Genomic DNA, 24,696 nt, shown 5'->3' with positions numbered 1-24,696 from the left:
AGTGTCATGTTTTAAAATCGAAATATACCGTAGATACCACCGCTTGATTTTTGGTCTTTATCATACGCGAATCGTAATCCTAATGCCGGGCCTAGATTGATACTGCCTATGTTTAGGTCGAGAAAAGGATTTACCTTTATAGCACTGTTCATCTTCGATAGTTCTTTTGCTTCAGTATATGTTAGGTCCTGCATTACGCCATTGGCACCATCCCGTTGAAAATAATAGGTTGTTTCTCCTGAGCTCTTGATGTTAAAATCTTTACGCATACTAGCTCCGATTCCCATGGAGATAAAGGAATTGAAATTGTAACGAATCTGTACAGGTACTTGTAATGTAAGGTAATCCCTTTTTTCAAAGTCACTAATTGCACTGTAAGCGAAATAATTAGGCTTGCCATCAACAAGGTAGGAGTGCTCTCCTTTTTCGGCCCTCCGACCAGATTCGCTTTTGCGTTTGAAATAGCTGGCATAGAGCTCAACCTGCCAATAGGGCTTCCGGTAAGGTGCTGTTGGAGCGATACCGATACCAATTTGATATCCAGTTTTAAACTTATGACTGAGCTCATTTTCGCGAGGCGTGCCAAAAGTATGCGCAGCACCTATGGTGATGAATGGAGATAGCGTTCTTAAGAAACGTGTCGTGGCGGTGTTGGTCGTTATAGGCGGATTATTATCAAAGTATATATTGGTGTATGCATCAAAAGATTTGTTCTTTAGTTTTCTCTGCGTTTCCACTTCAAATAGGATAAAGCCTTTGGTGCTATCCATATCGGTGATATCTTTGGCCGCTGTCCCAGGTAACGCGATGTCTTTAAAATGGAAGACCAGCGTACCATCATCTTTTATATAATATCGGTAACAACCTGTATTATTGTTCACTTCGCAACTGTCGCATTTGGGGTATAGCGCTTTCAACTTGAATGTGTTTTTCACGATTTCGTCTGGAATGCGCATCTCTAACCGTACATTCTTAGCATCACCTTCGCCATCATTTTGAAATTGTACTTTATAGGTCATCGTTTTTCGCTTTTTTTGGAAACGATAATTCATACGCGCAGGCCTAATCGACATTTTATTAGGGTCGTGAGATTTTACAATTGGAATGTCTACCTGATGTACGTTAGCTAGTCCATCTTCCGGGATAAATACCCCTGTGATCGTAACAATGGCGTTGGTGTCCACCAGCATGTCCGAGGTGACATCTAGATTGATTAATGAAAACTGTTGCTCTCCATTTGAGCTTTCTATGTCATAAGACGATAGCGAGTTGTAAGCGCCGTAGAGTTCTTTGAAGTAGTTGATCGCCTGTTGTTGATTTTGAAATGTAGATACCTCTTTGATGCCGTAATCAGGAGAACCTGTCTTTGTAAAAGTCGATTGTTTTACACCAGCCCAGAGGCTCTGCAATTTGTCCGCTGGAACCAGCGTGTCAATACTTTCCTGATAGTAGGCCGTTTGATGAGCGAATTTGAATCCATCCAATCCGGCGACTTTTTCATTGGACAATAGGTATATTTTACCCTTTTTACCTCCAGTATTTACACCGACAACAAGTGTGATATCTTCACCCGGTTTTGCATCAGATAGCTTGAAGATTTGAAAAGTACCATTAGAAGCGAAAAAATTTTCTTCGAAACTATGGGCAGGTAAGCTGGCTAAAGCCGAAGGTGGTGCTGTGTTTTTTATCTTTCGCGTCGGTCGTTTAGGTTTGGGGCCATTATCGTAATTATTGACCGCATAGAGTGACACTTCGTAATCCCCTGGTCTAGCATATTGATGTGTGGGCTCGGCTTGGGTGCTAAAGTGGCCATCACCAAAATCCCATAAATACTTGTAATAAGGTGCCCGCCCTCCGGGAACCTGGACCAGAGGTCGTAATATAGGTTTGAACGATACGGCATTCGAGAGCTGCTGAATATCGATCTTGCTTTCGAAGGTGTCTATAGGTACCACATTACTATCTTGCTGTTGCGCAAAGCCAGAAGAGGTAATCAACAGGAATATTAGGGGGATAATCCAAGGTGTTTTCATAGCGGTCTACCTAAAGGTATATTGGTTCATTAATAATTAGCCTAATTGATTCATAATAAAACGAATCGGGATGTTTTTACTTTGTCACATTCGGCCATTTCAAAATGTAAATAAACATAAATAAAATTCTTTTTATATGCAATAAAATTGTCTGTGTAGATAATGTAAATAGGAAAATATACTCCTGTTTCATGATTTTTTTATTATCACCGAAATATTTTTACATTTACAATGTAATGGCCAATTAAATGCACATAGACCAGATATATATTCAGTATCTCAAAGAGAATGACAGCAAAGGTATACAGCTTATATATAACAAATATGCAAAACAGATTGTTATACTAATTAAGCAGAACAATGGTTCTGAGGATGACGGTTATGATATTTTGCAAGAGTCTCTAATGGATATTTATCACATGGCTCATCAACGCGATTTTGTATTAACGACGAGTTTTGGTTCTTTCTTATCCTTAGTCTGTAAGCGTAAGTGGTTGAATGCTTTGAAGAAAAAGCAACGCGAACAGGTAACAAATGGGGAAGAAGAGTTATTATATGTTGAAGATAAGTCGTATGATGAGTGGGAGCAGATGTTGTTGCAGGTAGATAGGGAAAATCATGTGATGGAGATATTGGGAGAAATGGGACAGAGCTGTCAGGATATCATAAGACGCTGTTTAGTTGAAAAACAGCAGGAGAGGATAGCGGAATCATTGGGAATAACCTATGCTTATCTGCGTAAGAAAAAAAGTGAATGTATGTCGACCTTGATAAAAAAGGTGAAAGAAAGTAATATTTTCAAAAGTTTAAAGTAATGGAAAACCATTCAGAGAAAATACAGGATTATATTGAGGGGCTTCTAGCAGGAGAAGAACTCGTGTCGTTTGAAGCTCAGCTTGTTGTAGATAAGGAGCTCAGAAATATGGTGGCATTACAACGGGAAGTATATGATATTTTAAATAGAAGGACTCATATAGAGGATGAACCCTTAAAAATGACTTTAGCAGAAGTCAATCAACGTTATCGATCTTCATCAAGTTCATCCAAGTCGACAGTGAAAAGATGGTTGCCTGTTGTTGTTGCAGCCTGTTTATTATTGGTTGGGTCTTTGTTTTTTTTCCAACGTTCTAACGAATTATATGAATTACCAATGATGCGGTCAGAGATTGTGCGCGGTAAGATGGAAAATACCTCTTATGAGAATGCGGTACAGGCCTTTAATGCGGGTAAGTATAAGGAAGCAGCGGCTATTCTGTCTGTGCTTTTGGAGTCCGACCCGGAGCAGGTTCAATATCAATATTACTTGGCACTTACCTATATTGGGAGTAAGCAATGGGTAAAAGCGATTGACCTGTTGGCGCCTATAGCAAACGGACCTTCTGTATTTTCAACAGACTCTAATTATTATCTGGCATTGGCTTACTACACAAAAGGCGATGAAGACAACGCAAAGATGTGCTTGAACAAAATTCCTGCAGAAGGAGAAACTGGAGAAAAGGCGTCGAAATTGCGTAAAAAAATGGATTAAGAGTTACGCATTACTTCAAGAAGTGTGTCAAGATACTCTCTATTATTTGATAGTCGTGGCACTTTGTTCTGTCCTCCTAGTTTGCCTCTCGATTTCATCCAATTGTAAAATGTTGAAACGGGAGCATGATGAACAATAGGTTTGTTCAGAGCCATATTTTTAAAACGCTTAGCGTCGTAATCGGAGTTGATTTCACGTAATTTTTGGTCTAAAATCTCACAAAACCTTTCAAAATCAGAAGGAGCTTTGTCAAATTCTATAACCCATTCGTGTGCACCTGCCTCTCCAGCATTGAAGTATACGGGGCCTGCTGTATAATCTCGGATATTAGCGCCTGTCTCAATACATGCAGCATGTAGCGCCTGCTCTGCATTATCGACTATTATCTCTTCTCCAAATGTATTTATGTATTGCTTTGTGCGACCAGATATTTGAAAGCGATAGGGATAAAGAGAGGTAAAACGAATTGTATCCCCAATTTTATAACGCCATAATCCTGCGTTAGTCGATATAATCATGGCATAGTTTTTACCTACTTCCACTTCGTCTAGACCAATAGTCTTAGGGTTTTCATCATCGAGGAACTCCATCGGGAGGAATTCATAATATATACCATAATCCAGCATCAACAGTAGGTCATCGGAGTCTGATTGGTCTTGAAGACCAAAATACCCTTCTGAAGCATTGTAATTCTCAAGATAATACATTTCATCTGAAGGAATCAGCTGTTTGAACTGTTCGCGATAAGGTTTGAAACTTACACCGCCATGACCATAAAACTCGAGATTGGGCCACACCTCCAGGAGATTATCTTTTTTAGTGATTTCCAAAATTCGATTAGCCATCACAATGTTCCAGGTTGGTACCCCTGCTAAGCTTGTGACGTCTTCTTTAATCGTAATCTGGGCAATCTGCTCTATTTTTTCCTCAAAGTTTGGATTCAGGGTAACCTCCAGATTGGGGGTGCGTTTGAATTCAGCCCAAAAAGGGAGATTGCGAATCAAGATAGAAGATAAATCACCATAGTAAGAGTCCGGACTAAAATTGTTTATTTGGGAGGAGCCACCAATTACTACTGATTTTCCTGTAAATACTTTGTTGTCTGGCTTGTTATGGCAATAGATAGAAAGCATATCTTTTCCGCCTTGAAAGTGACATTCTTCTAATGCTTCAATACTAACTGGTATAAATTTGCTACGGTCTGAGGTTGTACCTGAAGATTTGGCAAACCATTTAATATCCGAAGGCCAAAGGATGTTCTGCTCTCCTTTTATCATACGGTCTATATAGACTTTGATGTCATCGTAGTCACTAATTGGAACTCGGTTTCTGTATTCTTCGGGAGTTAATATACTTTTGTAGTCGTATTTTTTACCCCATTCTGTTGCTTCTGCTGCGGATATCAGGTTTTGGAACCATTCTTCTTGCACATCATGTGGATATTTCATGAATAGCTCAATTTGGTGTATGCGCTTTTTCATGATCCATGTGAAGATAGAATTCAATAGTTCCATAAGAGTCTTTTTTGGTTATAATTTTTTGCGTCTTAAGACGAAGTTTTGACCAAGATAGAATTTTCTGGCCATTTCACTATCTGCAATTTCTTCAGGTGTACCTGTGAGCATAATCTTACCCTCAGTCAATAAGTATGCACGGTCCGTAATAGACAGTGTTTCTTGTACATTGTGGTCTGTGATCAGTACGCCAATGTTCTTTGCTTTTAATTTAGCGACAATGGTTTGGATTTCTTCTACGGCGATAGGGTCAACACCGGCAAATGGTTCATCTAATAAAATGAAGTTTGGATTAGCAGCCAAAGCTCGGGCGATTTCCGTACGTCGGCGTTCACCTCCGGAGAGTAGATCACCCCTGTTTTTACGGACACGATGTAGGCTGAATTCTGTTAAGAGCTCCTCAAGTCTGTTTTTTCGTGATTCTTTGTCTGGATGATGGATCTCTAATACAGCGAGTATGTTGTCCTCTACAGATAGTTTCCTAAATACTGAAGCTTCCTGTGCAAGGTATCCAATCCCTTTTTGAGCACGTTGATACATCGCGTCCTTTGTGATTTCTTCATCGTCAAGATAGACGTGGCCATCATTTGGTTTGATTAAACCTACGATCATATAAAAAGAGGTTGTCTTTCCTGCTCCATTGGGGCCTAAAAGACCGACAATTTCCCCCTGTTCAACGTGAAAGGAGACATCGTTTACTACCGTACGTTGTTTATATTTCTTAACTAGGTGTTCTGCTCTTAGTATCATCGATTTATTATTCGCTTACTGCAAACCTAAATAAAATGCTTTGTATTCACGAATGCTTATTGCTTAAAAAATGACCAATTACCTACTATAATAGAATTGAGCATTCATTTGTTTGATTTTAACAGGACTTTCCGATACTTTCGGGAATACGCATTTTCAGGGAATGCTTTTTTTCTTATAAAGAATCGTTGTGCACAAAAGAATAACTATCGACTAGCGTATTCCTTTGATATTCAACTGTAGGTTCTTTTTGCCTCTCCAATTATTCTCCTCAATACTGTAACATATATCGAACGGTCGTTTGCTGTTAAGATGACTAATATGTTCTGCCAAACCAAATGCGATACAATCAAAAGCGGGAGAACCGTCCTGAAAACAGGTGAACTTGAGGTGATTGCTACCTACTACATATGCTGAACCGTGTAGTTTAAGGTTTTTTGAAATAAATATAGGCGCTTCATTTTGAGGGCCAAAAGGTTCGAATTGCTTAAGGATACGATAGAATTTGGTGTCTATATCTTTAAGTTCAATCTCTGCTTCGATAGAAACCTCCTGCTGTAGCATTTCCGGCTTGATCGAACGCTGTACGACCTCTTCAAATTTGCTCTGAAATAGCGTTATGTTTTTCTCTTGCATGGTGAGACCTGCAGCATATTTATGGCCTCCAAACTGATCCAAGAGGTCGCTACACTCGCTGAGAGCCTCATAAAGATCAAAACCGATGACAGAACGTGCCGATCCGGCGATATGTCCATTGGTCTGTGTAAGTATGACGGTGGGGCGATAATACCGTTCCGTCAATCTTGACGCTACAATGCCGATAACACCCTTGTGCCAGTCTGATTTATAAAGGACAGTTGATTTTCTAAGCTGATTGCTTTCGCTGTTTTCAATAATAGAAAGTGCTTCTTCGGTTATCCTTAAGTCAAAGTCCTTACGTAGATTATTTTGGTCATCTACAGCAGCAGAATAGGTGGAAGCCTCTTCTTTTGATTTGGAAATCAAAAGATTGACTGCTCCTTTTGCATGGTCTATTCGACCTGCGGCATTTATACGGGGACCTATCTGAAATACAATGTCATTAATAGAAAAAACACCTGTTTTATTGGAAGATAGATCTATCAATGCCTGAAGACCTACGGAAGGGTTAGAGTTTAGTTTTTTTAAACCAAAGTGGGTCAGGATTCTATTTTCCCCAGTGATTGGGACAATATCAGAAGCTATACTTACGGCCACTAGGTCTAAGTATTTATAGGCCTCCTCCATGTCCATATCATTCTTTTGTATAAATGCCTGAATGATTTTGAAGCCTATGCCACAACCGGATAGTTCTTTGTACGGATAAGGACAGTCTGAGCGTTTAGGGTCGAGTACCGCACAGGCATCAGGAATTGTATCTCCTGGGAGATGGTGGTCGCCAATGATGAAGTCTACACCGCGTGTATTGGCGTATTCAACTTTTTCTAATGCTTTGATACCACAGTCGAGCGCAATAATCAGCGAAAAATCGTTGTCTGCAGCATAGTCGATTCCTTGCGTGGAGATACCATAGCCTTCGGCATAGCGGTCTGGGATGTAATATTCGATTCGGGAATGAAAGGCACGAAAGAAACTATAAACCACTGCTACAGCAGTTGTCCCATCGACGTCATAATCGCCATAGATCATGATCTTCTCGTTATTTCCGATAGCCCGTTCAATTCGGGATATGGCAATATCCATATCTTTCATCAGGAAGGGGTCGTGTAATTGTTCAAGAGAAGGCCTGAAAAAGGCTTTAGATTGTTCAAATGTGTGGATTTCCCGATTGACCAATAGCCGAGCAATAATAGGGTTTACTCCTAGTTCAGATTGTAGTTTATTGATTGCGTTGCTGTCATTTTTCGGTTTCAGGACCCACCTTTTTTGCATATCTTTGCACTATATTTTGTATGTAAATATACATTTTCTAGGTGTCGTTACCTAATGTTGACTGGGGTATTTCACGAGCGATAAGCCTAACTGTCATATTTACAAGATTATAAAAGATGATACAAGCATATTCCCTTTTTGAAGGTTCTTTTTCAGTTGATGGAACAAAAAAATTCATTCCTTTTGATCCATTGAAAGATGATCCCAAGAGCCGTCCCGGCTCATTATTCGTTCATGTGCATCCATTTTTGATTGTAGCGAGTTGTGGTTTGATTCTGTGTGATACGGGATTAGGTTCACGCACGCCTGACGATGAGCTGTTGATACATGCTAATATTCGTAAGTTGGGTTTCGAACCTAACGATGTCAAGTATGTGTTGATGTCGCACCTTCATAAAGATCATACCGGTGGAATGGTAGATTTTAAAGACGGTGTGGGGCGGATTGCTTTCTCCGAAGCGGAGTACATCGTACAACGTGGTGAATGGGAAAATGCGTATAGCTCAGAATCCGCATCCTATCGTACTGAGGTGTTTGATGTTCTGCAGCGCAGTGGTAACCTGACTCTTGTAGAAGGAGATGGCACGGTTAATAATGAGATTCACTATGCCGTTAACGGGGGACATACAGAGTTTCATCAAGCTTTCCATATAGAAACTGGAGGCGAGCATTTTTTCTTTGGAGGAGATGTATTGCCTGAGCCAGAAGAATTGTTTAAAAACTTTATTGCTAAATACGATTACGATGGTCGTGCCGCTCGCGATCGACGTAAGGAGTATTGGCAAGAAGGGGCTCCAGAAGGATGGGTTTTTATGTTCTATCATGGTAAATCTATTGCGATAGGTCGGCCTCAACAGAAAGAGGATGGTGCTTATATTCTGATAGATGCATCCAAAGAAGCTTAACGAATTAGAGCCCTATCAGTTGTAAATGAGGGTAATTTTAGTTAAGTTTGATTAATGTCTATTTTATAACTAATAAAAAGTAATCATGTCGGTAGTTAGAGAAAGTGATCTTATTGGCATTGGCAAAAAATACCAGATCGAGACTGAAGCTGGTGATAATATGGTTGTAGTGATTCATGATGATGGTCGGCGCGAGCTGTATCGCCGTGATGAAGAGGACAACGATACGCAGTGTGTAATGACTCTTTCTGATGAGGAGTCTCGACAAATAGCTGGTATCCTTGGAGGGCTTTCGTATAAGCCTAAGGCACTGGAGACCATGGAAGTCGCACTAGACGATTTGCGTATTGAGTGGTATAAAATAGATGTTTCTGATGATTGGGCCAATAGAAGTATTGGAGACCTAGCCGTGCGGCAAAAAACAGGAGCCACGATCATTGCGGCTATTCGAGAAGATGAAACAATCATTAACCCCGGACCAGAGTATGTTATAACGACTGGAGTAACTTTGGTTATTGCTGGTAAATCTAAGAATATAAAGCTTTTGAAGGAAATCCTGTTATAATTCTATGTCGCATATTATAATATTAGAAATAGGAATTGCTGTTTTACTGGTTGCGTCGGTTGGTTTATTAGCCAATAGATTGCGTTTTTCTGTGATTCCCTTTTTTATTATTATAGGAATGTTTTTGGGCAATAAGGAGTACCCAAACTTCTTACTGTCTTTTTTAGAACAAGCTGATAACCCTGCACTGACAGCTGGTGTTGAGAAAGTCTGGAGTTTTTTTACTTTTTCAGAAAGCAAGCCCTTTATTGAATTCATGGGTAGGCTGGGGGTCTTATTTTTGCTGTTCTATCTAGGGCTTGAGTTTTCCGTAGGTCGATTGATAAAGTCGGGCAAATCTATATTAGCAGGTGGATCCTTATATGTGTTGCTCAATTTTGTTTCTGGATTGTTTATCGGATGGTTGATGGATCTTCCATTTAAGGAAGTAATGGTATTAAGTGGGCTTATGACGAGCTCTTCTACTGCCATCGTAGCGAAGGTCTTGACAGATTTAAAACGTACCGCGAATCCAGAGACGGAAGTCATCATGGGGATGATCATGTTTGATGATCTTTTTATCGCGATGCATATATCATTTCTTTCTGGACTAATCTTAACCGGTAGTACTTCCGTATGGGCGGTCTTGGGTACATCACTGTTAGCATTATGTTTTATTCTTGCTTTCTTGATTTTAGGTAGAAAGCTGATTCCATTTATTGATCGTTTACTTCAAGAAAAGTCATCTGAGCTTTTTATCCTTATAGTCTTTAGTTTGCTTTTTGTCATTGCGGGTTTCTCAGAGACCATCCATGTTGCCGAAGCGATTGGCGCCCTCATGGCCGGACTGGTATTTGCGGATTCAAAATATATTAAAAAGATTGAAGCAATGGTTCTACCTTATAAGGACTTCTTTGGGGCGATGTTTTTCTTCAGTTTTGGGTTGTCAATAGATATCTATAGCTTGGGAGGAGCCATAGGATGGGCTACACTTGCAGCGGTAGTCACCGTAGTATGTAACGTGGCTTCTGGATATTTTGCAGCACACTTCTCAAAAATGAAACCCCGTGCCTCTTTTGATATTGGTCTTACCTTGTCAGCGCGGGGTGAGTTTTCTATTATTATGGCCAATATAGGTAAGGCTGGAGGCCTTTTGCCTATATTACAGTCCTTTGTTGTTGTGTATGTGCTTATTCTGTCCATAGTCTCCCCTTTATTGACGAAAGAGTCTAGGAAGATATGGAATGCCTTGTTTGGCAAAGAGGAAAACGTGGCGAAGCCGAAAAAGACTTTAGAAGCATTAGAAGCAGGTGTCGCTTCGAGGAAGGACTAAAGAAAACCCAATTCTAATTTAGCTTCCTCACTCATCATATCTCTATTCCAAGGTGGATCAAATGTAAGCTCGACTAAAGATTCGTTTACGCCATCGATTGCCGCTACTTTGCGTTGGACTTCATCCATGATCTCTCCAGCCACAGGACATCCCGGGGCAGTCAGCGTCATTACTACTTTTGCTATTCCAGCATCTTTAGTGATTATTTCATATACCAAACCAAGATCTACGATGTTTGCAGGTTTTAGTTCTGGATCATAAACACTTTCTAGTGCTTCTTGTATTTTGGGCGCTAAACCTAGCGGATCCATGATTATAATACTCATTTGTTATTTGTTTGTTGAATTGCTTCTTTATATATTGTTTCCAATAATAATACGTTTTTTTGGGAAGAATATGTGTCTGAAAAATCTTTTTTACAATTTTCAGATATTACATTCTTGTCATCAATAGACAACGCCTGCCAGTTGTGGATAGTGTCTATGATACTTTTTTCGTCGTTGGGCTCGAAGAGAAATCCATTTTTACCATTTTGAATCATTTCTTCCAATATGCCAATCTTACTGGCCATGACAGGCGTGCCGCATGCGAAAGCTTCTAGTACGGTCATAGGCATACCTTCGAACCATATCGAGGGAACAATGAGCGCCTGACTGGAAGATAGATAATAGTCCAGTGTTTCCTTTTGTTGAAAACCACCATATATGATATTGGGATGGAGCTGTGAGGCCTGCTTGACTTTTTCTACTAAAGGACCGTCACCAAAAATATGAATAATATGCTCACATTCTGAAAAAGCCTTAAGTAAAGATTCAATCCCCTTTTCTTCTGATAAGCGACCTATGTAGACGAAATAGTCCTTCTTTTCTATGTGTTTGCTTTCCGAACTTTCTAAAGCAAAATTAGGCTTTATCACAATGTTTTGGGGGCTTAGTTGGAGCGTAGAACGTAATAATAGCTGTTTTCCAAATTCGGAGAAGCTAAGTATCCTGTCTATGTCTTTCCAGGTGCCCAGTTTTTTGTGGATATAAATGGTAAAAGCCGTCCAGAAAGTTTTCAATAAAGAGTTATCCAGTACTTTGTTCTTTATGGATTTCCAGGGAAATTCTTTGTCTATTGTGTCTGTAAATACCTCATTATTGTGAAAGAGATTGGCCGACGGGTCAAGTAAACGGAAGTTGTGCAGAGTCAACACAACAGGGATTTTTCTTTTGCATAGACTCCGAAAGACTAAAGGACCAATTGCATAATGCGTGTTATGTACGTGGACGACGTCTGGCTGAAAGTCGTTCACTTTCTTCAGTACCTTATGTGCTGCAAAACTATTCCATGGATATAGTAAAAACTGAAATAATCCCTTTATTCCTTTTTTGTTCTGAAAGGATAATGTTTCGACTTGATGCCCTTTATCTCTCAGAACTGCGGTTTCTTGTGCAAAAACGACATCTTCCCCGCCTTTGTGCTGATAGAAATTATGGATTATGAGAATACGCATGAGTGAAATATACAGACAAAATTATCATTTTCCTTTTGTATTCTATGGATGTGGGGATAAATGTTGCAGATTAGCTGGATATGGTTCTATTAGAAGATAAAACCAATCAAGCAGGTTTTTCGCGTTTATCTCTTTAAAAGCGGATTATTATGTATCTTAGCGTATGATTACGAAAAGTGTTTTTGGCAACGCAGATTTTTCAGATAAAATTAGTGAGGCCCTAGGGAATGTGCAGTTTCCAGATGGACCTACGAATCTATACCAACCTATAAAATATATACTCTCTTTAGCAGGGAAGCGTATCCGTCCCCAGTTGGTTATTTTAGGTGCCGATTTGTTTGGCCATTCGAATATTGAAGAGGTGGTTCCTGCGTCTGTGGCTATCGAGTATTTCCATAATTTTACGTTGATCCATGATGATATTATGGATAAAGCACCTTTGAGAAGGGGACAGGAGACTGTACATCAAAAGTGGAATGACGATGTAGCTATACTGTCTGGTGATGCCTTACTAATCAAAGCTTACGAACAATTAGCCAAATGTCCAGCCGTATTTGTACCATCGCTGTTGACTACTTTCAATAAAGTTGCTCTCGAGGTATGCGAGGGACAACAGATGGATATGGATTTTGAGACTGTGGAGAGCGTTTCTGAAGAAGAGTATGTCAATATGATCCGATTGAAAACATCTGTGCTGCTAGGTGGGGCTTTGGAGATGGGAGCTATTATTGCGGCAGCGACAAGTGAACAGCGGAATAAGCTGTACAATTTCGGTGAAAATCTCGGGATAGCTTTTCAGTTGCAGGATGATATACTGGACGCTTTCGGTGATCCTGCTACGTTTGGTAAACAAATAGGTGGAGATATTATCGTAAATAAGAAGACGATACTTCATATTCTATTAAAACAAGAGCTAAGTGCAACAGATTCGGAGATCTTTGCTTCTATTTTAAAGATGACATCATCCGAATCTAGTGAAAAGATTGCACAGATGAAGGAATTGTATGAGAAATATGATGTGCTGAGCAAAGCAAATGCGCTAAAAGAGTATTATACACAGTGTGCTTATACGAGTTTGGGGCAAATAGATGTAGAGGATAAGCGAAAAGAAGAGCTTTTTAGCTTAGCTGATCATTTGATGTATAGGGCACGGTAATTAATTGCCTAGGAATTTACTCGTAATTTTACTAAATTGGTTGTTTCTTACTAATAACTGAGTTGTAAACATTCATGGAGCCGATAAAAATAACAATATTTCAAGCTTACCTTTTTTGGGAGAATGCAGAGAAGAATCTGCAAAATCTAAGACTGCGTTTGTCTTCTCTTAAAGGGAAGACAGATTTAATTCTGTTGCCTGAAATGTTTAATACTGGATTCACGATGAACGTTGAGAAATGCGCCGAACGTATGGATGGAATGACCATGCGTTGGATGTATGACACAGCGGTTTCTTTCGATTGTGTAGTCGCTGGTACCCTTATTGTTGAAGAGGGGGGGCGGTATTATAATCGATTTGTCTGGATGTCTCCAGATGGGAGCTATGTTCATTACGATAAGCGTCACCTATTTGCAATGGGGGGGGAGGATAAATCCTTTACGGCAGGTAATTCTCGTGTGATCGTCGAGTTAAAGGGCTGGAAAATATGCCCGATGATCTGTTATGATTTACGATTCCCTGTTTGGTCCAGAAATCAGGAGAATGGGTATGATTTATTGGTGTACACAGCTAGTTGGCCAGATAAGCGATCTGCCCATTGGAGAGCTTTAATCCCTGCTCGCGCTATTGAAAATCAAGCTTTTGTAATAGGTGTTAATAGGGTCGGACACGATGGTAATGAGGTTTATTACTCAGGGGGGTCTATGTGTATTTCCCCATTAGGTGATGTGGTGTATTATAAACCAGAAGACGAAGATTTGTATACTTTTACCCTAAATCCAAAAGACCTCGAAAATACGCGTGATCGATTCCCTTTTTTACAAGATAGAGACGATTTTTCCTTATTATAGATTGTTCCGATATACTTTTTTATGATTTATCCTGTGCCTACCACTATCTATAGGGGCGTTCTAGGATTGCTGCTTGTATCACTGCTTGACGAAGGTCAAAAGAGATAGACTCGCTGGCTTCCTTTGTGTTCTCCACTTCCGTTTTTCCATGTTTTTTACGGAACTCTTTAACACGTTGTACTTCTTCTGGTACATCTTGTATGATGTTGCTTTTTGTTACAAACTCTTGCTCTACCTTTCTTGCTGGTGCAACCGGAATCGGAGGTGGTGTGGCGGTATGCTGATAGGGTTTAGTAGGAATGCTAGCTGGCTGATTCTTGGCAATAGGGGGGCGCTGCGGTCCGCGTTTGGCGGATTTCTCCATTTCTTCTTTATAATTTGAATAAATCTTGTAAACAATAGAGCCCACAAATATCAATACGACCAATAGATTTTCCATACGAATAAATATAGTGAATTTTGACGTTAAAGTTATAATGTTGAAATAAAATTTGGATATTGTATAAGGAATTGCTTAATTGCATAAACAACCTAAAATTATAACTAACTAATGAACGAATCTACAGTAATTTCGGAGGAGTTTTTTTCCTTCTTATCGGGTAAAGCATCGACCGCTATTTCGCGTCGATTACAGCGTAATTTGAAGGAAGTAAAATTAAATATCACTGCTGAGCAATGGAGCATCCTTTACTATCTTTGGATGGAAGAAGGGCTTACACAGCAGGAATTGGCCAATTTTACCTTTCGTGACAAACCTAGTATTACTCGATTGATTAATAATTTGGAACGCTTGGGACTGGTGATACGTGTGAATGATAAGCAAGATCGACGTTCTAACTTGATCTATCTGACCAAAGATGGAAGAAAGCTTAAGGAAGCTGGTATGGAGCAGGCTTCACTTACCGTTAGGCAAGCTTTGGAGGGTGTTGACGAAATTAATTTAAAGATAGCGCAAGAAATTTTGGAGAAGGTATTTCAAAATCTCAAGTAAGCTTTTGAAATACAATATATAAAAGAAAATGCCTCCGTGATATCACGGAGGCATTTTCTTTTATAAAAGGAATGTTTTTAATGATTTAAGAACTCTTCCTTTGCAAATGCATTTTCTTTTTTATTCAATCGACCCGTATCTTTAAAATAGATTTCCTGAAAGCTTAATGTTGTGATATTATCTGTCTTCCGGAAAAATTTATCTGCAGTGACGTCGTCTAAGGTCTTGAAACCACAGGCCTCCATGATTTCTACTGTGGCACGTAACGTATTCCTGTGGAACTGGGCCACGCGGACATATTTATCTTCAACATCTAGTCCTTTGTAAAGGTGTGGACGTTGTGTTGCTACCCCCACTGGACAAACGTCTTCATTACATTTCAAGGCCTGGATACAGCCTAGAGCGAACATCATACCCCTTGCACTATAGCACGCATCTGCACCTAGAGCAATCGCCTTTAAGAGGTCGAAGCCTGTAACGATACGGCTTGAAGCAATGATTTTGATATGTTTCTTTAAACCGAAGTTTATTAATGTTTTTGTTATAAAGGTCAATGCATCGTATAGTGGCATCCCCAAGTTGTCGGTAAATTCTAGTGGTGCTGCTCCTGTACCTCCTTCAGAACCATCTACTGATATGAAGTCTGGGAATATCTGCGTTGTTTGCATCGCATGGCAGATTTCAATAAACTCTTGCTTATCACCAATACATATTTTAAAACCGATTGGCTTAGCTCCAGATAGATCTCTTAGTTTTTGGATGAAGTGCATCATTTCCAATGGTGATGAGAATGCACTGTGTGCCGGAGGCGACATTACATCTGTACCAGGTACAACGTGGCGGATTGCAGCAACCTCAGGTGTGTTTTTAGCAGCTGGTAATATACCTCCGTGTCCAGGTTTAGCACCTTGAGAGATTTTTAACTCAATCATTTTGACATATGGTCTGTTCGCTTTCTCTGTAAACAGATCTGCATCGAAATAACCATGCTCGTCCCTACAGCCAAAATAACCTGTACCGATTTGCCAAATTAAGTCACCGCCACTGATATGGTAGTTACTGATACCACCTTCACCTGTGTTATGTGCAAAATTTTGTAAAGCAGCACCTTTATTTAATGCCGTGATTGCCGTTTTACTCAAAGCTCCATAACTCATTGCTGATATGTTATAGATACTTAAGCTGTACGGTTGTTTACACTCGCTGTTACCGACTACCGTCCGAAGATCATGATTTTCGATGTGTGTTGGGAATATTGAGTGTGCTATCCATTCATTTCCAATCGCTTGTGGATCAGTCTGCATGCCGAATGCAACGGTCTCACGTTGATTCTTTGCTCTTTGGTAGACAATAGAACGTTGTCTTCTGTTGAAGGGACGACCATCGGTGTCTGATTCCCAGAAATATTGTCTTAATTCTGGGCGGATAGATTCAAAGATATACCTGAAATAACCGACCAAAGGGTAGTTGCGCAGTATGGCGTGGCTGGTTTGCACACTATGGTAGACTGCGACGATCAATAGGGGAATTGGGATGATTAGAAGCCAAAACCAACTAGGTGTAAAAATAATTCCAAATGAAATGATAATTAAGTTTACAAGAATAATGGATACAAGAATTAATTTTCTAACTGCCATGATACATATGAAGTTATTCTATGAACAAACGTTTGTTAAGCGCGTTTGTTTTAATTTACAGCAAAATTAACAAGTAATTTGCGCTTTATGATACAGGTTTAAACTTTTAGTTTTTTCGTAAACAATGGGTTATTTCTGTCTGCTTTTAGTAATGAAAGTAGACAAATGTTGATAGATTTCAGTTAGCTCATTTGAATAGCTTAGGAATTGCAAATGCTTATTTATCGTACTGAGGTCATTTCTAGAAGCAGGGCCTGTCTGTACCTCTGAAGGTAGGTGGTTTTGTACCTTATTTGCAGTTTCTAAAATGATCGGACGGAGAAGTGAAAAATTCAACTGTTCACGTTCTAGGATGTTCTGAGCCATACTAAAGAGCGCATTAGAGAAGTTGTTCACAAGTACGGCCGCGACATGTAATGCCAGTCTTTGTTGGGTGTTACAGGCGAATACACCAGGAGTTATGGGCTCCATCAAATCCATAAGCTGTTGGAAGGTTTCCTTAGAATTCGCCTCAATTCCAATTGGAATCAACGTCATGTCGATTTCAATTTGCTTACTTATACTTTGTGCCGGATATATCACACCACATTTGGTGAAGCGATTCAGTATATCCAATGGGGTTGCTCCTGAGGTATGTACGACGGTTCCCTTAATAATTTCCGGCATATCAGCAGTAACTTGAGGTATTGCGGTGTCGGATACTGCAATAACATATAAATCGGCACTGGAATCAATGTCTTTTAGATTTGAAATTGGTATAGCGTTAACGGCATCAGCCAATGCTTTTGCATTGGCTGATTGTCGACTGTATACCTGTATGATCTGATGACCGTTTTGGTGGAGTGTTTGGGCAAGATGAGTTGCTAGATTTCCACTTCCTATTATTACGATTGTCATATCGATGTTTTTACATTGCCTTTTTTACCTTCTTTAATCCTTCTGTATATAGCCATACAGAAGCCCACAGTCATTACGATAGTACCGAGCCAGAAGAAGTTTATGTATGGAAATTTTATCGCTTTAAAAACAATCCATTTTTTCTCAGGGAGTGGTTTTTGATAAACCATAATTTCCAGCTTATCTTTTTCGGGTAGTATATTCGTAAATCTGAATTTTAGCCCTTGCTCACTCACATCTTTATTAAAGTCATAAGCATTACCATCTTTCAATAGGAAGGTCGGTTCTGCTTCATATGTTTTTTCGTCTGCAGCTATAACTTTTATTTTAAGACCGACAATTACATCGCTAGGTTTTAAAGGGATTTTTTCCAGTTTAGCGTTTTTGTTTATGCCCTCTATGACGAACACACCATTTCTATAGCGGAGTGTGTCTCCAATGTTAACCTGGTAGGTTGCTGGCTCATCGTAGTCTTCAAATCCGGTTTTCTCTTCGTCTTTGATTTTACTCATCGGAGCTTGTGAATCTGCAGCAGCGGCGGTGATTAGCGTGTATACGTCATGTGTTAAGTAATGCTTCGTTGCAGGTGTACCAATAAGGCCTCCCATGTCAGGGTTATTCTGTGCGAATGGGCTTAATACGAAATGTTCCTTCACTTTTCCACTCTCTTCATCTAGACGCTCGTATTTGATGTGGTAATAAACATTAGGAGGCGCTATGCTATCGCCTATATAGGTGATTTTATAATCGCCCATTTGAACCGGTTCTCCTTCTGTAAGGAATAAGTTCTCTCCTGGGTCCGTAAATTTGTCTCCTTCTTTTCCAAAATTTTGGACACCGATATAACCACTGTCATTTACAGATATTACCTCGTTCGTTGCAGCTGCGATCAGAGCTCCGAGCACAAGTAATCCAAATCCGATATGGGATACTGCAGAACCAGTTAGTTTCCACTTCCCTTTGAAAGCATCGCCTAGTATGCGAATGTTAGATATGATACAGAATATAGCAGTGAATGTAATCAGAACATACATCACGTTGGTGTATACTTTAGTGAAGTATACGGTAATACCTGCTATTAGAATCGTTATTATCAAAGAGGCTAATGTAGCAGCCCAGAATTTTTTACTGTCTGTGCGTTTGTATTTCAGAAACTGAGCAACGGCAGTAAGCAATAATATCACCACTGCAAAGGCACCCTGCCATTTATTGTAGTGAGCGATTGGATCGATAGGAGGAGCGACTTTGGTGCCAAATAATGCATTGAATACTGGAATAGATGTTGTTGCGATCATTTGTACACAAGCTACTGTTAATACCAATGCGCCTATGAACAACCAGAATTCGCGGGAATAGATATCCTCTTCTTTTTGCGTACGTGGAAAGTCCTTTCTTCTCCACACTAAGAGTCCGATCATGATAAATAGAAAGGTCAGATTGAACCAAATCAATTGACCAGACATTCCCAGACTGGTAAAAGAGTGTACTGATGTCTCTCCCAATATACCAGACCTTGTGAGGTAAGAAGCATAAATCACCAAAACGAAACTTATTAGCGATAATAAGGTTGCTGTAAAGAAGCCATGTCCTGAATGTTTGTAGGCTAGAATAACGTGTACTGCTGCAATCAGCGTAAACCAGGGGATGATGGATACGTTTTCTACCGGATCCCATGCCCAGAAGCCCCCAAAGTTTAGTGCTTCATACGCCCAGAACGACCCCATTATGATACCGCCTCCTAGAATCATGACGGCGAATAAAGCCCAAGGTAATCCTGGAGTCATCCATTCTTTATAACGTTTTTGCCAAAGTCCTGCTGCAGCATAAGCAAAAGGGACGATCATGGATGCGAATCCAAGGAACAATGTCGGTGGGTGGATGACCATCCAGTAGTTCTGCAAGAGAGGGTTCAATCCGTTACCATCTGCAATCATGGCTAGATAGTTCGGGTCTTTTAGTACAGGGATGTCTAATGCATCACGAAGCAGTATGAAAGGGGAGCTTCCGAGACGACTCCCAAATATCTCCACACCGATTAGCATACTCGCCAAAAAGGTCTGACATAGCATGACAAACGTCATCACTGGAGTTTCCCAGCTTTTAGCTCTAAAAACAAGAACAGTTCCTAATACGACCTGCCAAAACATCCACAGCCAGAAACTACCTTCTTGTCCTTCCCAAAAAGAAGAAATGATGTAATGTGTAGGAAGGGACTTCGAAGAATGGGCCCAGACATAATGGTACTCGAAATAATGACAATATATCAAGTAGAATAAAATTGAGCCAATAGTTACAATTGAAATGGCATTCAATAAAAAACCGATACGTCCTAATTTTTTCCAATGTTTCTCTTCAGGATTTTTGGTCGCAAAGAAATAACTGATAAGTGATAGTAAAGAGGCACCAAAAGATAGTATAACAAAAAATTGCCCTATCTTTCCTGGCAATAGGTGCTCGCCTACGTAAGTAATATCCATTGTTATTGAGTAAGAAATTAGAAGTCAGAAGTTATAGCGATGCCGTAGTTGTAGCTTCAATTACCTCAACTTGGTCTTTGTTGTATTTTGAAGGACATTTCATTAAGATTTTACTCGCGTGGAATGTGTTACCCTCCATTTTACCTGTTAATACGATTTGTTCCGACCGCTCGATATCTTGTGGTTTTGAGCCGTTGAATACAACCTGACATTCTGTGCTATCGTTGTCGTACATGTAGAACGAGAAATGATTTGCATCCTTTACCGGGTCGTAGTGTAAGTCCTTTTCCTTATTCAATACGCCGACTACATAAAGCTCTGTGTTTTTTTCTTTTGCTTCTGTAAAAGTAGAATACGTACTAGAATCTGTGTAGATAACCAAAATCATGGCAATAGCGATTGCTATGATTACAATTAAGATGATTGAACTTTTTTTCATTTATTGTGTTGTGTTATGGCAATGAAGGTTGTCTTAATGCCAAGTCTTTGTTTTATATTTCTAATCGCAGTATAATCAACCACAAAATTACGAAATGAGAAATGAAAGAAGGAATTTAGCAAGCTTAGCTCATTATTTAGAGCAAATCTAAATAGTTTTGTAGCAATCGCTATATACTTGATAGATAGATGTTAAATGTTCTTGTATGCCTCTTTTTTATCACCTAGTGATAGGTTAGGACATTGCATCATCAATATTACAAATCAAGGCGTAAAAAAACAAAGCACAATACTCACTGCCTTGAAATCTTGGCATTAAATGAAGCAGATTTTAAATAGCAGTACTATCTACACGGTCTTCTTCACTTTTTGTGAACTTCTCTCCAGCAAATCGAGTTACTAGCATTGAAGCAACGGTATCGCCTGTTGCATTCAGTATGGTAGCGAGTGGGTCGACTAGAGCACCGATGATCATGATGGCTGGTATTGCTTCGTTGGGGATGCTATATACCGATATCATTAACATTTCACCGATGAAACCTCCGTTAGGAATTCCTCCAGCAACCATGCTGACCAATAAGGTGATTCCTACTGCCATCAAGAGTGTGGATGGTTCAAAAAAGTCCCACTCTAGAATGGAGAATGCGACATAGATTTTAAGGATGGAGGAAATTGCTGACCCATTTTTGTATAAGGTATTACCAAGGGGGATTACAACATTCGCAACGCTGTTAGGTATACCTATTCTTTTTGCAGCTAGTAGGTTAGATGGAAGAGTTGCAAGACTGCTACAGGTGCTCAGTGCGGTCAGTGATGGTGTAATATTGTTTTTCCAAAAAAGCGGTACGCCTTTGCCCCCTCTAGCGATAAATGCGTAAACTGAAAAGACAACAAAGAAGAAGACAGTTCCGAAAACATAATAAAACCCTAAAGGTTTGGCGTAAAATCCGAACAATTCCGGCCCTAATTCATGTACTTGATAGGCAAAATAAGCACCTAAGCCGACAGGACCCAATTTCATGACGATATCCAGCATATTTTTCATAACCTCATTTCCCGCTATTAGGAAGCGTAAGAAAGGTTGAGCTACTTCGCCACTCTTTCTCACTGATATACCAACAAGAAAGGAAAAAATGACAAATGCGAGTATATTCTGTCTGGATAATAGGTTGACAAATTCGCCTACGGTGACAAATCGAACGATTTTCTCTCCCCAGCCATCATTGGCGGCATTGAGGATGGCTTCATCTGCGCCTTGTCCATCACTTATGGCCGTGACAGGAAAAGCCCATAGACCGATGATGGTCAATACTGCAGCAATAGCAATGGTGATGATAAAGACGAAAGACATCGTGGTCAATATTCGACCAAGACGATTATTACCTTCGATATTGGCTACTGCGGAAGAAATTGCAAAAAACAGCAAGGGGATGACTGCTACAAAAAGTAGGTTAAGAAAAATATCTCCTAAAGGTTTTATATAAGGAACCACCGTAGGAAGGAATAGGCCTATCAGGCTCCCTACACTGATGCCAATCAGAAGTAGTATTATGCTACTGTAGTTTTTGAGAATAGATTGCATAACGATTAGTCTTAAGCTAAAATAGCTTATTTTTTTGTCAATTTTATCTTAAGTATTTTATTTTGATGCAAAAAAATGCAAACGCACAAAGTAGGTGTTCTTTAAAGAGGGGAAATGAAAATGTATTCAAAATGTATTTTTTTAATAATAGATCGGTCTGGACCTTATTTATTTATCTAAATAAGCTTAAGTTTGATAGAGGAGTCTTTTATCGATTATGCGCAGAGATAATTTGTAAAGAGTGGACTCTCTGGTTTTTGTTGTTTTAGACGGTAATATTGAATCATGGGTTGTAAGATCATAAATGGGTAGACGTTTTATCTCTCCCTTCATAAAGAAAACAATATTTGTGTTAGGATGGTCCTTCCTAGCCCTACATGTTGTATTCGCTCAAGTGAACAGGCGTTATGCCTTCAGCCTACAGACTGACAATGATTCCTATCTTATGACAGGACAGGATCAGTACTATACAAATGGATTGGTCATGACTTTTGATAAATTACTACAACAAGAGGCATATAAAGGTGATTTACTACGTTTGCAGTTGGGACATCAGTTGTTTAATGGCAGCGAAGTGTATGGTCGCGAAGATATTAAATGGGATCGTCCATCAACAGGGCGTTTTTTTCTTAATGGGCAATTCCAGCGTACATATGCGAGTGAGTGGTTGTGGGCTGTTAAAGCCGAAGCCGGAGCTATGGGGGGAGCAGGAGGAGGGAAGGAGATACAGCGTTTTATTCATAAACTATTTCATATGTATGAAGTGGAAAGCTGGGAGTCTAATCTCCGAAGTTCGCTGGGTTTAGATTTAGAGGGAGGACTTCTGAAGAAGCTATGGCGAAATCATGCTGACCGTTTTGAAATTTCTGGAGGTGCTATGGGGCGAGTGGGAATGAACTTCTCCCATCTTTCGGGGCAGGTGTATTTTCGGGCAGGCAAATTGGCTCCTTATAGACAAAGTCATTTTACAGGAAATGGTGGATTTTTTTCTGATGCCGCAGAGTATTATTTTTTTTATTCTCCAGGCTATATGTATCAGTTTTATGATGCGACGATAGAAGGAGCATTGTTTGCTCGCAGAAAAGACGAACGTTATCATATTTCCAGCCATGTATTGACACAGCGAGTCGGTTTTGCCTATTCTCGGGCACAGTTTTCTATTGAGGGATCTTTTCTTTTTAATACAAGGGAAGGAAAGGAAATGCTTGGTAATCATCAGTACGCTCGAATTCAAGCAGGTCTTCGTTTCTAAAGCCTTGTATTTTCATCTTTTTTTGCTGGGGTCTTTGCCTTGAATTTATGTAAGTTTGTTCAAAAAATAGATTAATATGGATTTTGTTGTTACTGCCGATGGTTCAAGTACCTTATATCATGCCGAAGTCGGCGAGCATTACCATTCAAAGCACGGTGCATTGCAAGAGAGTAAGCATGTATTTGTCCATTCCGGCTTAGCACATTATATCGAAAAGGAGAACACAGATTCCATTTCTATTTTGGAAGTTGGTTTCGGTACGGGGCTCAACTTTTTGCAGTCAGCAGATTATAGCATTAATGAACGACTTAAATTGCATTATTGTGGTATAGAGGCCTATCCATTGACGGCTGATATTATATTCGGTACAGGCTATGACAATTATGTTGTACCAACAGTGTGGACTGCTTTTAAGGATAAATATGTGGATGCCTTGACTAAGTCGGTTCATTTTACAGATGGCATCGATTGGCATGTCGCTCATTGTAAGGTGTTGGAATTTAAGAGCGATCAATTATTTGATGTTATCTATTTTGATGCTTTTGCCGCGATACATCAACCCGAAATGTGGACCGATGAGACCTTAGCTCATGTGTGTCAATATCTGCGTGTAGGTGGGGTATTTGTTACCTATGCGATCACAGGCAACCTGAAACGGTCGATGAAAGCATTAGGATTTAAGATTGAGAAGGCTCCAGGAGCGCCAGGGAAAAGAGAAATGCTTCGGGCCGTAAAGTTATAGAACCAAGGCTAAAGAGCAAGGAGCAAAGATTGTTGGATGTCTTTAATCCTTAATCTTTGCTCCTTTTTTCTGAAAGTGTATGTTTTTCAGAGGCTATCAAGAACTTTTATCTTTGGTGATAGCCTAAAAAATGAAAGTTTTATTTAGTGACCTTCTGTACCGTCAATACCGTGAGAATGGCCATGAGAAAGCTCCTCTTCAGTTGCTGGACGCATTGCAAGAATTTCAATGTCAAAGTTTAATTTTTTACCTGCCATTGGGTGGTTCAAGTCAGCTACCACAACTTCTGGAGTTACTTCAACTACTACCGCGCGGAATTGATTTCCTTGGTTGTCTTGTAATGGTAATACTTCACCAACAGGAGGCAATCCAGTTTCATTAAACATATCAGCAGGCAATTGTGCCATTGCTTTGTCATCTCTCTCTCCGTAAGCATCAACAGCGTCTAATGCAAAAGATGTTTTGTCACCAATCTGAAGACCAGCAATGTTCTCTTCAAATTTTGGTAACATCATTCCTACACCGTATAGAAATGTAAGTGGATTTTCAGTTGTTGTCTGCTCTACAAACGTTTTCTCTCCGTTTTCTTCAATAGTGTGAAGTGTGTAATTCAACGTTACTACGTTGTTGTTTTCTATTGCCATTTTTTACTGTTTAAAG

23 protein-coding genes are annotated in these 24,696 nt (G+C 39.7%); 10 read left to right on the top strand and 13 right to left on the bottom strand.

All coding sequences use genetic code 11. The annotated features are described in order from the left end of the window. Nucleotides 1-11: 11 nt before the first annotated feature. A complete protein-coding gene (locus tag JKG64_RS16325; RefSeq protein ID WP_210355366.1) occupies nt 12-2,033 on the bottom strand; it encodes a PKD domain-containing protein in 2,022 nt (673 codons plus the stop codon). A gap of 248 nt (nt 2,034-2,281) precedes the next feature. On the opposite strand from JKG64_RS16325, the gene JKG64_RS16320 reads away from it, so the two are divergent. Next, complete coding sequence (locus tag JKG64_RS16320; RefSeq protein WP_210355365.1) at nt 2,282-2,848, top strand: RNA polymerase sigma factor; 567 nt, start codon at nt 2,282-2,284, stop codon at nt 2,846-2,848. Next, nucleotides 2,848-3,561: a tetratricopeptide repeat protein gene (locus tag JKG64_RS16315; protein WP_210355364.1), complete on the top strand. Its 714-nt coding sequence runs from the start codon at nt 2,848-2,850 to the stop codon at nt 3,559-3,561. Before JKG64_RS16320 ends, JKG64_RS16315 begins: the two co-directional genes overlap by 1 nt. Here JKG64_RS16315 and JKG64_RS16310 read toward each other — a convergent pair. From JKG64_RS16310 to recJ, 3 genes are all read right to left on the bottom strand, one after another. Beyond that, entirely contained in the window at nt 3,558-5,075 is a 1,518-nt protein-coding gene (locus JKG64_RS16310) for a GH3 auxin-responsive promoter family protein (RefSeq protein ID WP_210355363.1), read from the bottom strand. The genes JKG64_RS16315 and JKG64_RS16310 overlap by 4 nt on opposite strands. A gap of 15 nt (nt 5,076-5,090) precedes the next feature. Next, entirely contained in the window at nt 5,091-5,825 is a 735-nt protein-coding gene (gene lptB, locus JKG64_RS16305; RefSeq protein WP_210355362.1) for an LPS export ABC transporter ATP-binding protein, read from the bottom strand. 213 nt (nt 5,826-6,038) lie between these two features. Beyond that, nucleotides 6,039-7,736, bottom strand: a complete 1,698-nt coding sequence (gene recJ / locus JKG64_RS16300) for a single-stranded-DNA-specific exonuclease RecJ (RefSeq protein ID WP_210355361.1) — start codon at nt 7,734-7,736, stop codon at nt 6,039-6,041. A 116-nt stretch (nt 7,737-7,852) separates the two neighbouring features. Between recJ and JKG64_RS16295 the strand changes: the two genes are divergently transcribed. From JKG64_RS16295 to JKG64_RS16285, 3 genes are all read left to right on the top strand, one after another. Next, nucleotides 7,853-8,641 carry an MBL fold metallo-hydrolase gene (locus JKG64_RS16295; protein WP_210355360.1) on the top strand — a complete coding sequence of 263 codons (789 nt, stop codon included), beginning with the start codon at nt 7,853-7,855 and terminating at the stop codon, nt 8,639-8,641. 85 nt (nt 8,642-8,726) lie between these two features. Next, nucleotides 8,727-9,206, top strand: a complete 480-nt coding sequence (locus tag JKG64_RS16290) for a cation:proton antiporter regulatory subunit (RefSeq protein ID WP_210355359.1) — start codon at nt 8,727-8,729, stop codon at nt 9,204-9,206. 4 nt (nt 9,207-9,210) lie between these two features. Then, complete coding sequence (locus tag JKG64_RS16285) at nt 9,211-10,518, top strand: cation:proton antiporter (RefSeq protein ID WP_210355358.1); 1,308 nt, start codon at nt 9,211-9,213, stop codon at nt 10,516-10,518. Here JKG64_RS16285 and JKG64_RS16280 read toward each other — a convergent pair. Then, nucleotides 10,515-10,844, bottom strand: coding sequence for a metal-sulfur cluster assembly factor (locus tag JKG64_RS16280; protein WP_210355357.1), 330 nt, complete (start codon nt 10,842-10,844; stop codon nt 10,515-10,517). The genes JKG64_RS16285 and JKG64_RS16280 overlap by 4 nt on opposite strands. Beyond that, complete coding sequence (locus JKG64_RS16275) at nt 10,841-12,013, bottom strand: glycosyltransferase family 4 protein (RefSeq protein ID WP_210355356.1); 1,173 nt, start codon at nt 12,011-12,013, stop codon at nt 10,841-10,843. Before JKG64_RS16275 ends, JKG64_RS16280 begins: the two co-directional genes overlap by 4 nt. A 163-nt stretch (nt 12,014-12,176) precedes the next feature. Here JKG64_RS16275 and JKG64_RS16270 point away from each other — a divergent pair, with 163 nt between their 5' ends. Then, a complete protein-coding gene (locus JKG64_RS16270; protein ID WP_210355355.1) occupies nt 12,177-13,169 on the top strand; it encodes a polyprenyl synthetase family protein in 993 nt (330 codons plus the stop codon). 74 nt (nt 13,170-13,243) lie between these two features. After that, nucleotides 13,244-14,020 (top strand): amidohydrolase, encoded by a 777-nt coding sequence (locus JKG64_RS16265; protein WP_210355354.1) that lies wholly within the window; start codon nt 13,244-13,246, stop codon nt 14,018-14,020. A 43-nt stretch (nt 14,021-14,063) separates the two neighbouring features. Here JKG64_RS16265 and JKG64_RS16260 read toward each other — a convergent pair whose 3' ends face one another. Continuing rightward, nucleotides 14,064-14,459, bottom strand: a complete 396-nt coding sequence (locus JKG64_RS16260; protein ID WP_210355353.1) for a hypothetical protein — start codon at nt 14,457-14,459, stop codon at nt 14,064-14,066. Between the two features lie 111 nt (nt 14,460-14,570). On the opposite strand from JKG64_RS16260, the gene JKG64_RS16255 reads away from it, so the two are divergent. Then, nucleotides 14,571-15,011, top strand: a complete 441-nt coding sequence (locus JKG64_RS16255; protein WP_246512632.1) for a MarR family winged helix-turn-helix transcriptional regulator — start codon at nt 14,571-14,573, stop codon at nt 15,009-15,011. Nucleotides 15,012-15,088: 77 nt separating this feature from the next. Here the strand turns inward: JKG64_RS16255 and JKG64_RS16250 are convergent, their stop codons facing one another. The 5 genes from JKG64_RS16250 to JKG64_RS16230 form a co-directional block, all read right to left on the bottom strand. Next, complete coding sequence (locus tag JKG64_RS16250) at nt 15,089-16,648, bottom strand: FMN-binding glutamate synthase family protein (RefSeq protein WP_210355352.1); 1,560 nt, start codon at nt 16,646-16,648, stop codon at nt 15,089-15,091. Between the two features lie 129 nt (nt 16,649-16,777). Then, nucleotides 16,778-17,545, bottom strand: coding sequence for a Rossmann-like and DUF2520 domain-containing protein (locus tag JKG64_RS16245; RefSeq protein ID WP_210355351.1), 768 nt, complete (start codon nt 17,543-17,545; stop codon nt 16,778-16,780). Further along, nucleotides 17,542-20,022, bottom strand: coding sequence for a heme lyase CcmF/NrfE family subunit (locus JKG64_RS16240; protein ID WP_210355350.1), 2,481 nt, complete (start codon nt 20,020-20,022; stop codon nt 17,542-17,544). Before JKG64_RS16240 ends, JKG64_RS16245 begins: the two co-directional genes overlap by 4 nt. 31 nt (nt 20,023-20,053) lie before the next feature. Further along, complete coding sequence (locus JKG64_RS16235) at nt 20,054-20,461, bottom strand: cytochrome c maturation protein CcmE domain-containing protein (RefSeq protein WP_210355349.1); 408 nt, start codon at nt 20,459-20,461, stop codon at nt 20,054-20,056. Nucleotides 20,462-20,791: 330 nt separating this feature from the next. Next, nucleotides 20,792-22,042, bottom strand: a complete 1,251-nt coding sequence (locus tag JKG64_RS16230; RefSeq protein WP_210355348.1) for a dicarboxylate/amino acid:cation symporter — start codon at nt 22,040-22,042, stop codon at nt 20,792-20,794. Between the two features lie 304 nt (nt 22,043-22,346). Here JKG64_RS16230 and JKG64_RS16225 point away from each other — a divergent pair, with 304 nt between their 5' ends. Together JKG64_RS16225 and mnmD are read left to right on the top strand one after the other, a co-directional pair. Continuing rightward, complete coding sequence (locus JKG64_RS16225; RefSeq protein ID WP_210355347.1) at nt 22,347-23,294, top strand: lipid A-modifier LpxR family protein; 948 nt, start codon at nt 22,347-22,349, stop codon at nt 23,292-23,294. Nucleotides 23,295-23,370: 76 nt separating this feature from the next. Continuing rightward, nucleotides 23,371-24,036 (top strand): tRNA (5-methylaminomethyl-2-thiouridine)(34)-methyltransferase MnmD, encoded by a 666-nt coding sequence (gene mnmD, locus JKG64_RS16220; protein WP_210355346.1) that lies wholly within the window; start codon nt 23,371-23,373, stop codon nt 24,034-24,036. A gap of 143 nt (nt 24,037-24,179) precedes the next feature. Here mnmD and JKG64_RS16215 read toward each other — a convergent pair whose 3' ends face one another. Then, nucleotides 24,180-24,680, bottom strand: a complete 501-nt coding sequence (locus tag JKG64_RS16215; protein WP_210355345.1) for an FKBP-type peptidyl-prolyl cis-trans isomerase — start codon at nt 24,678-24,680, stop codon at nt 24,180-24,182. Nucleotides 24,681-24,696: the final 16 nt, after the last annotated feature.

The organism is Sphingobacterium tabacisoli (genome assembly GCF_017908035.1).
Taxonomy (GTDB): Bacteria; Bacteroidota; Bacteroidia; order Sphingobacteriales; family Sphingobacteriaceae; genus Sphingobacterium; species Sphingobacterium tabacisoli.
Note: the sequence above shows the minus strand (reverse complement) of the source record. Positions and strands in the feature narration are given on the sequence as shown.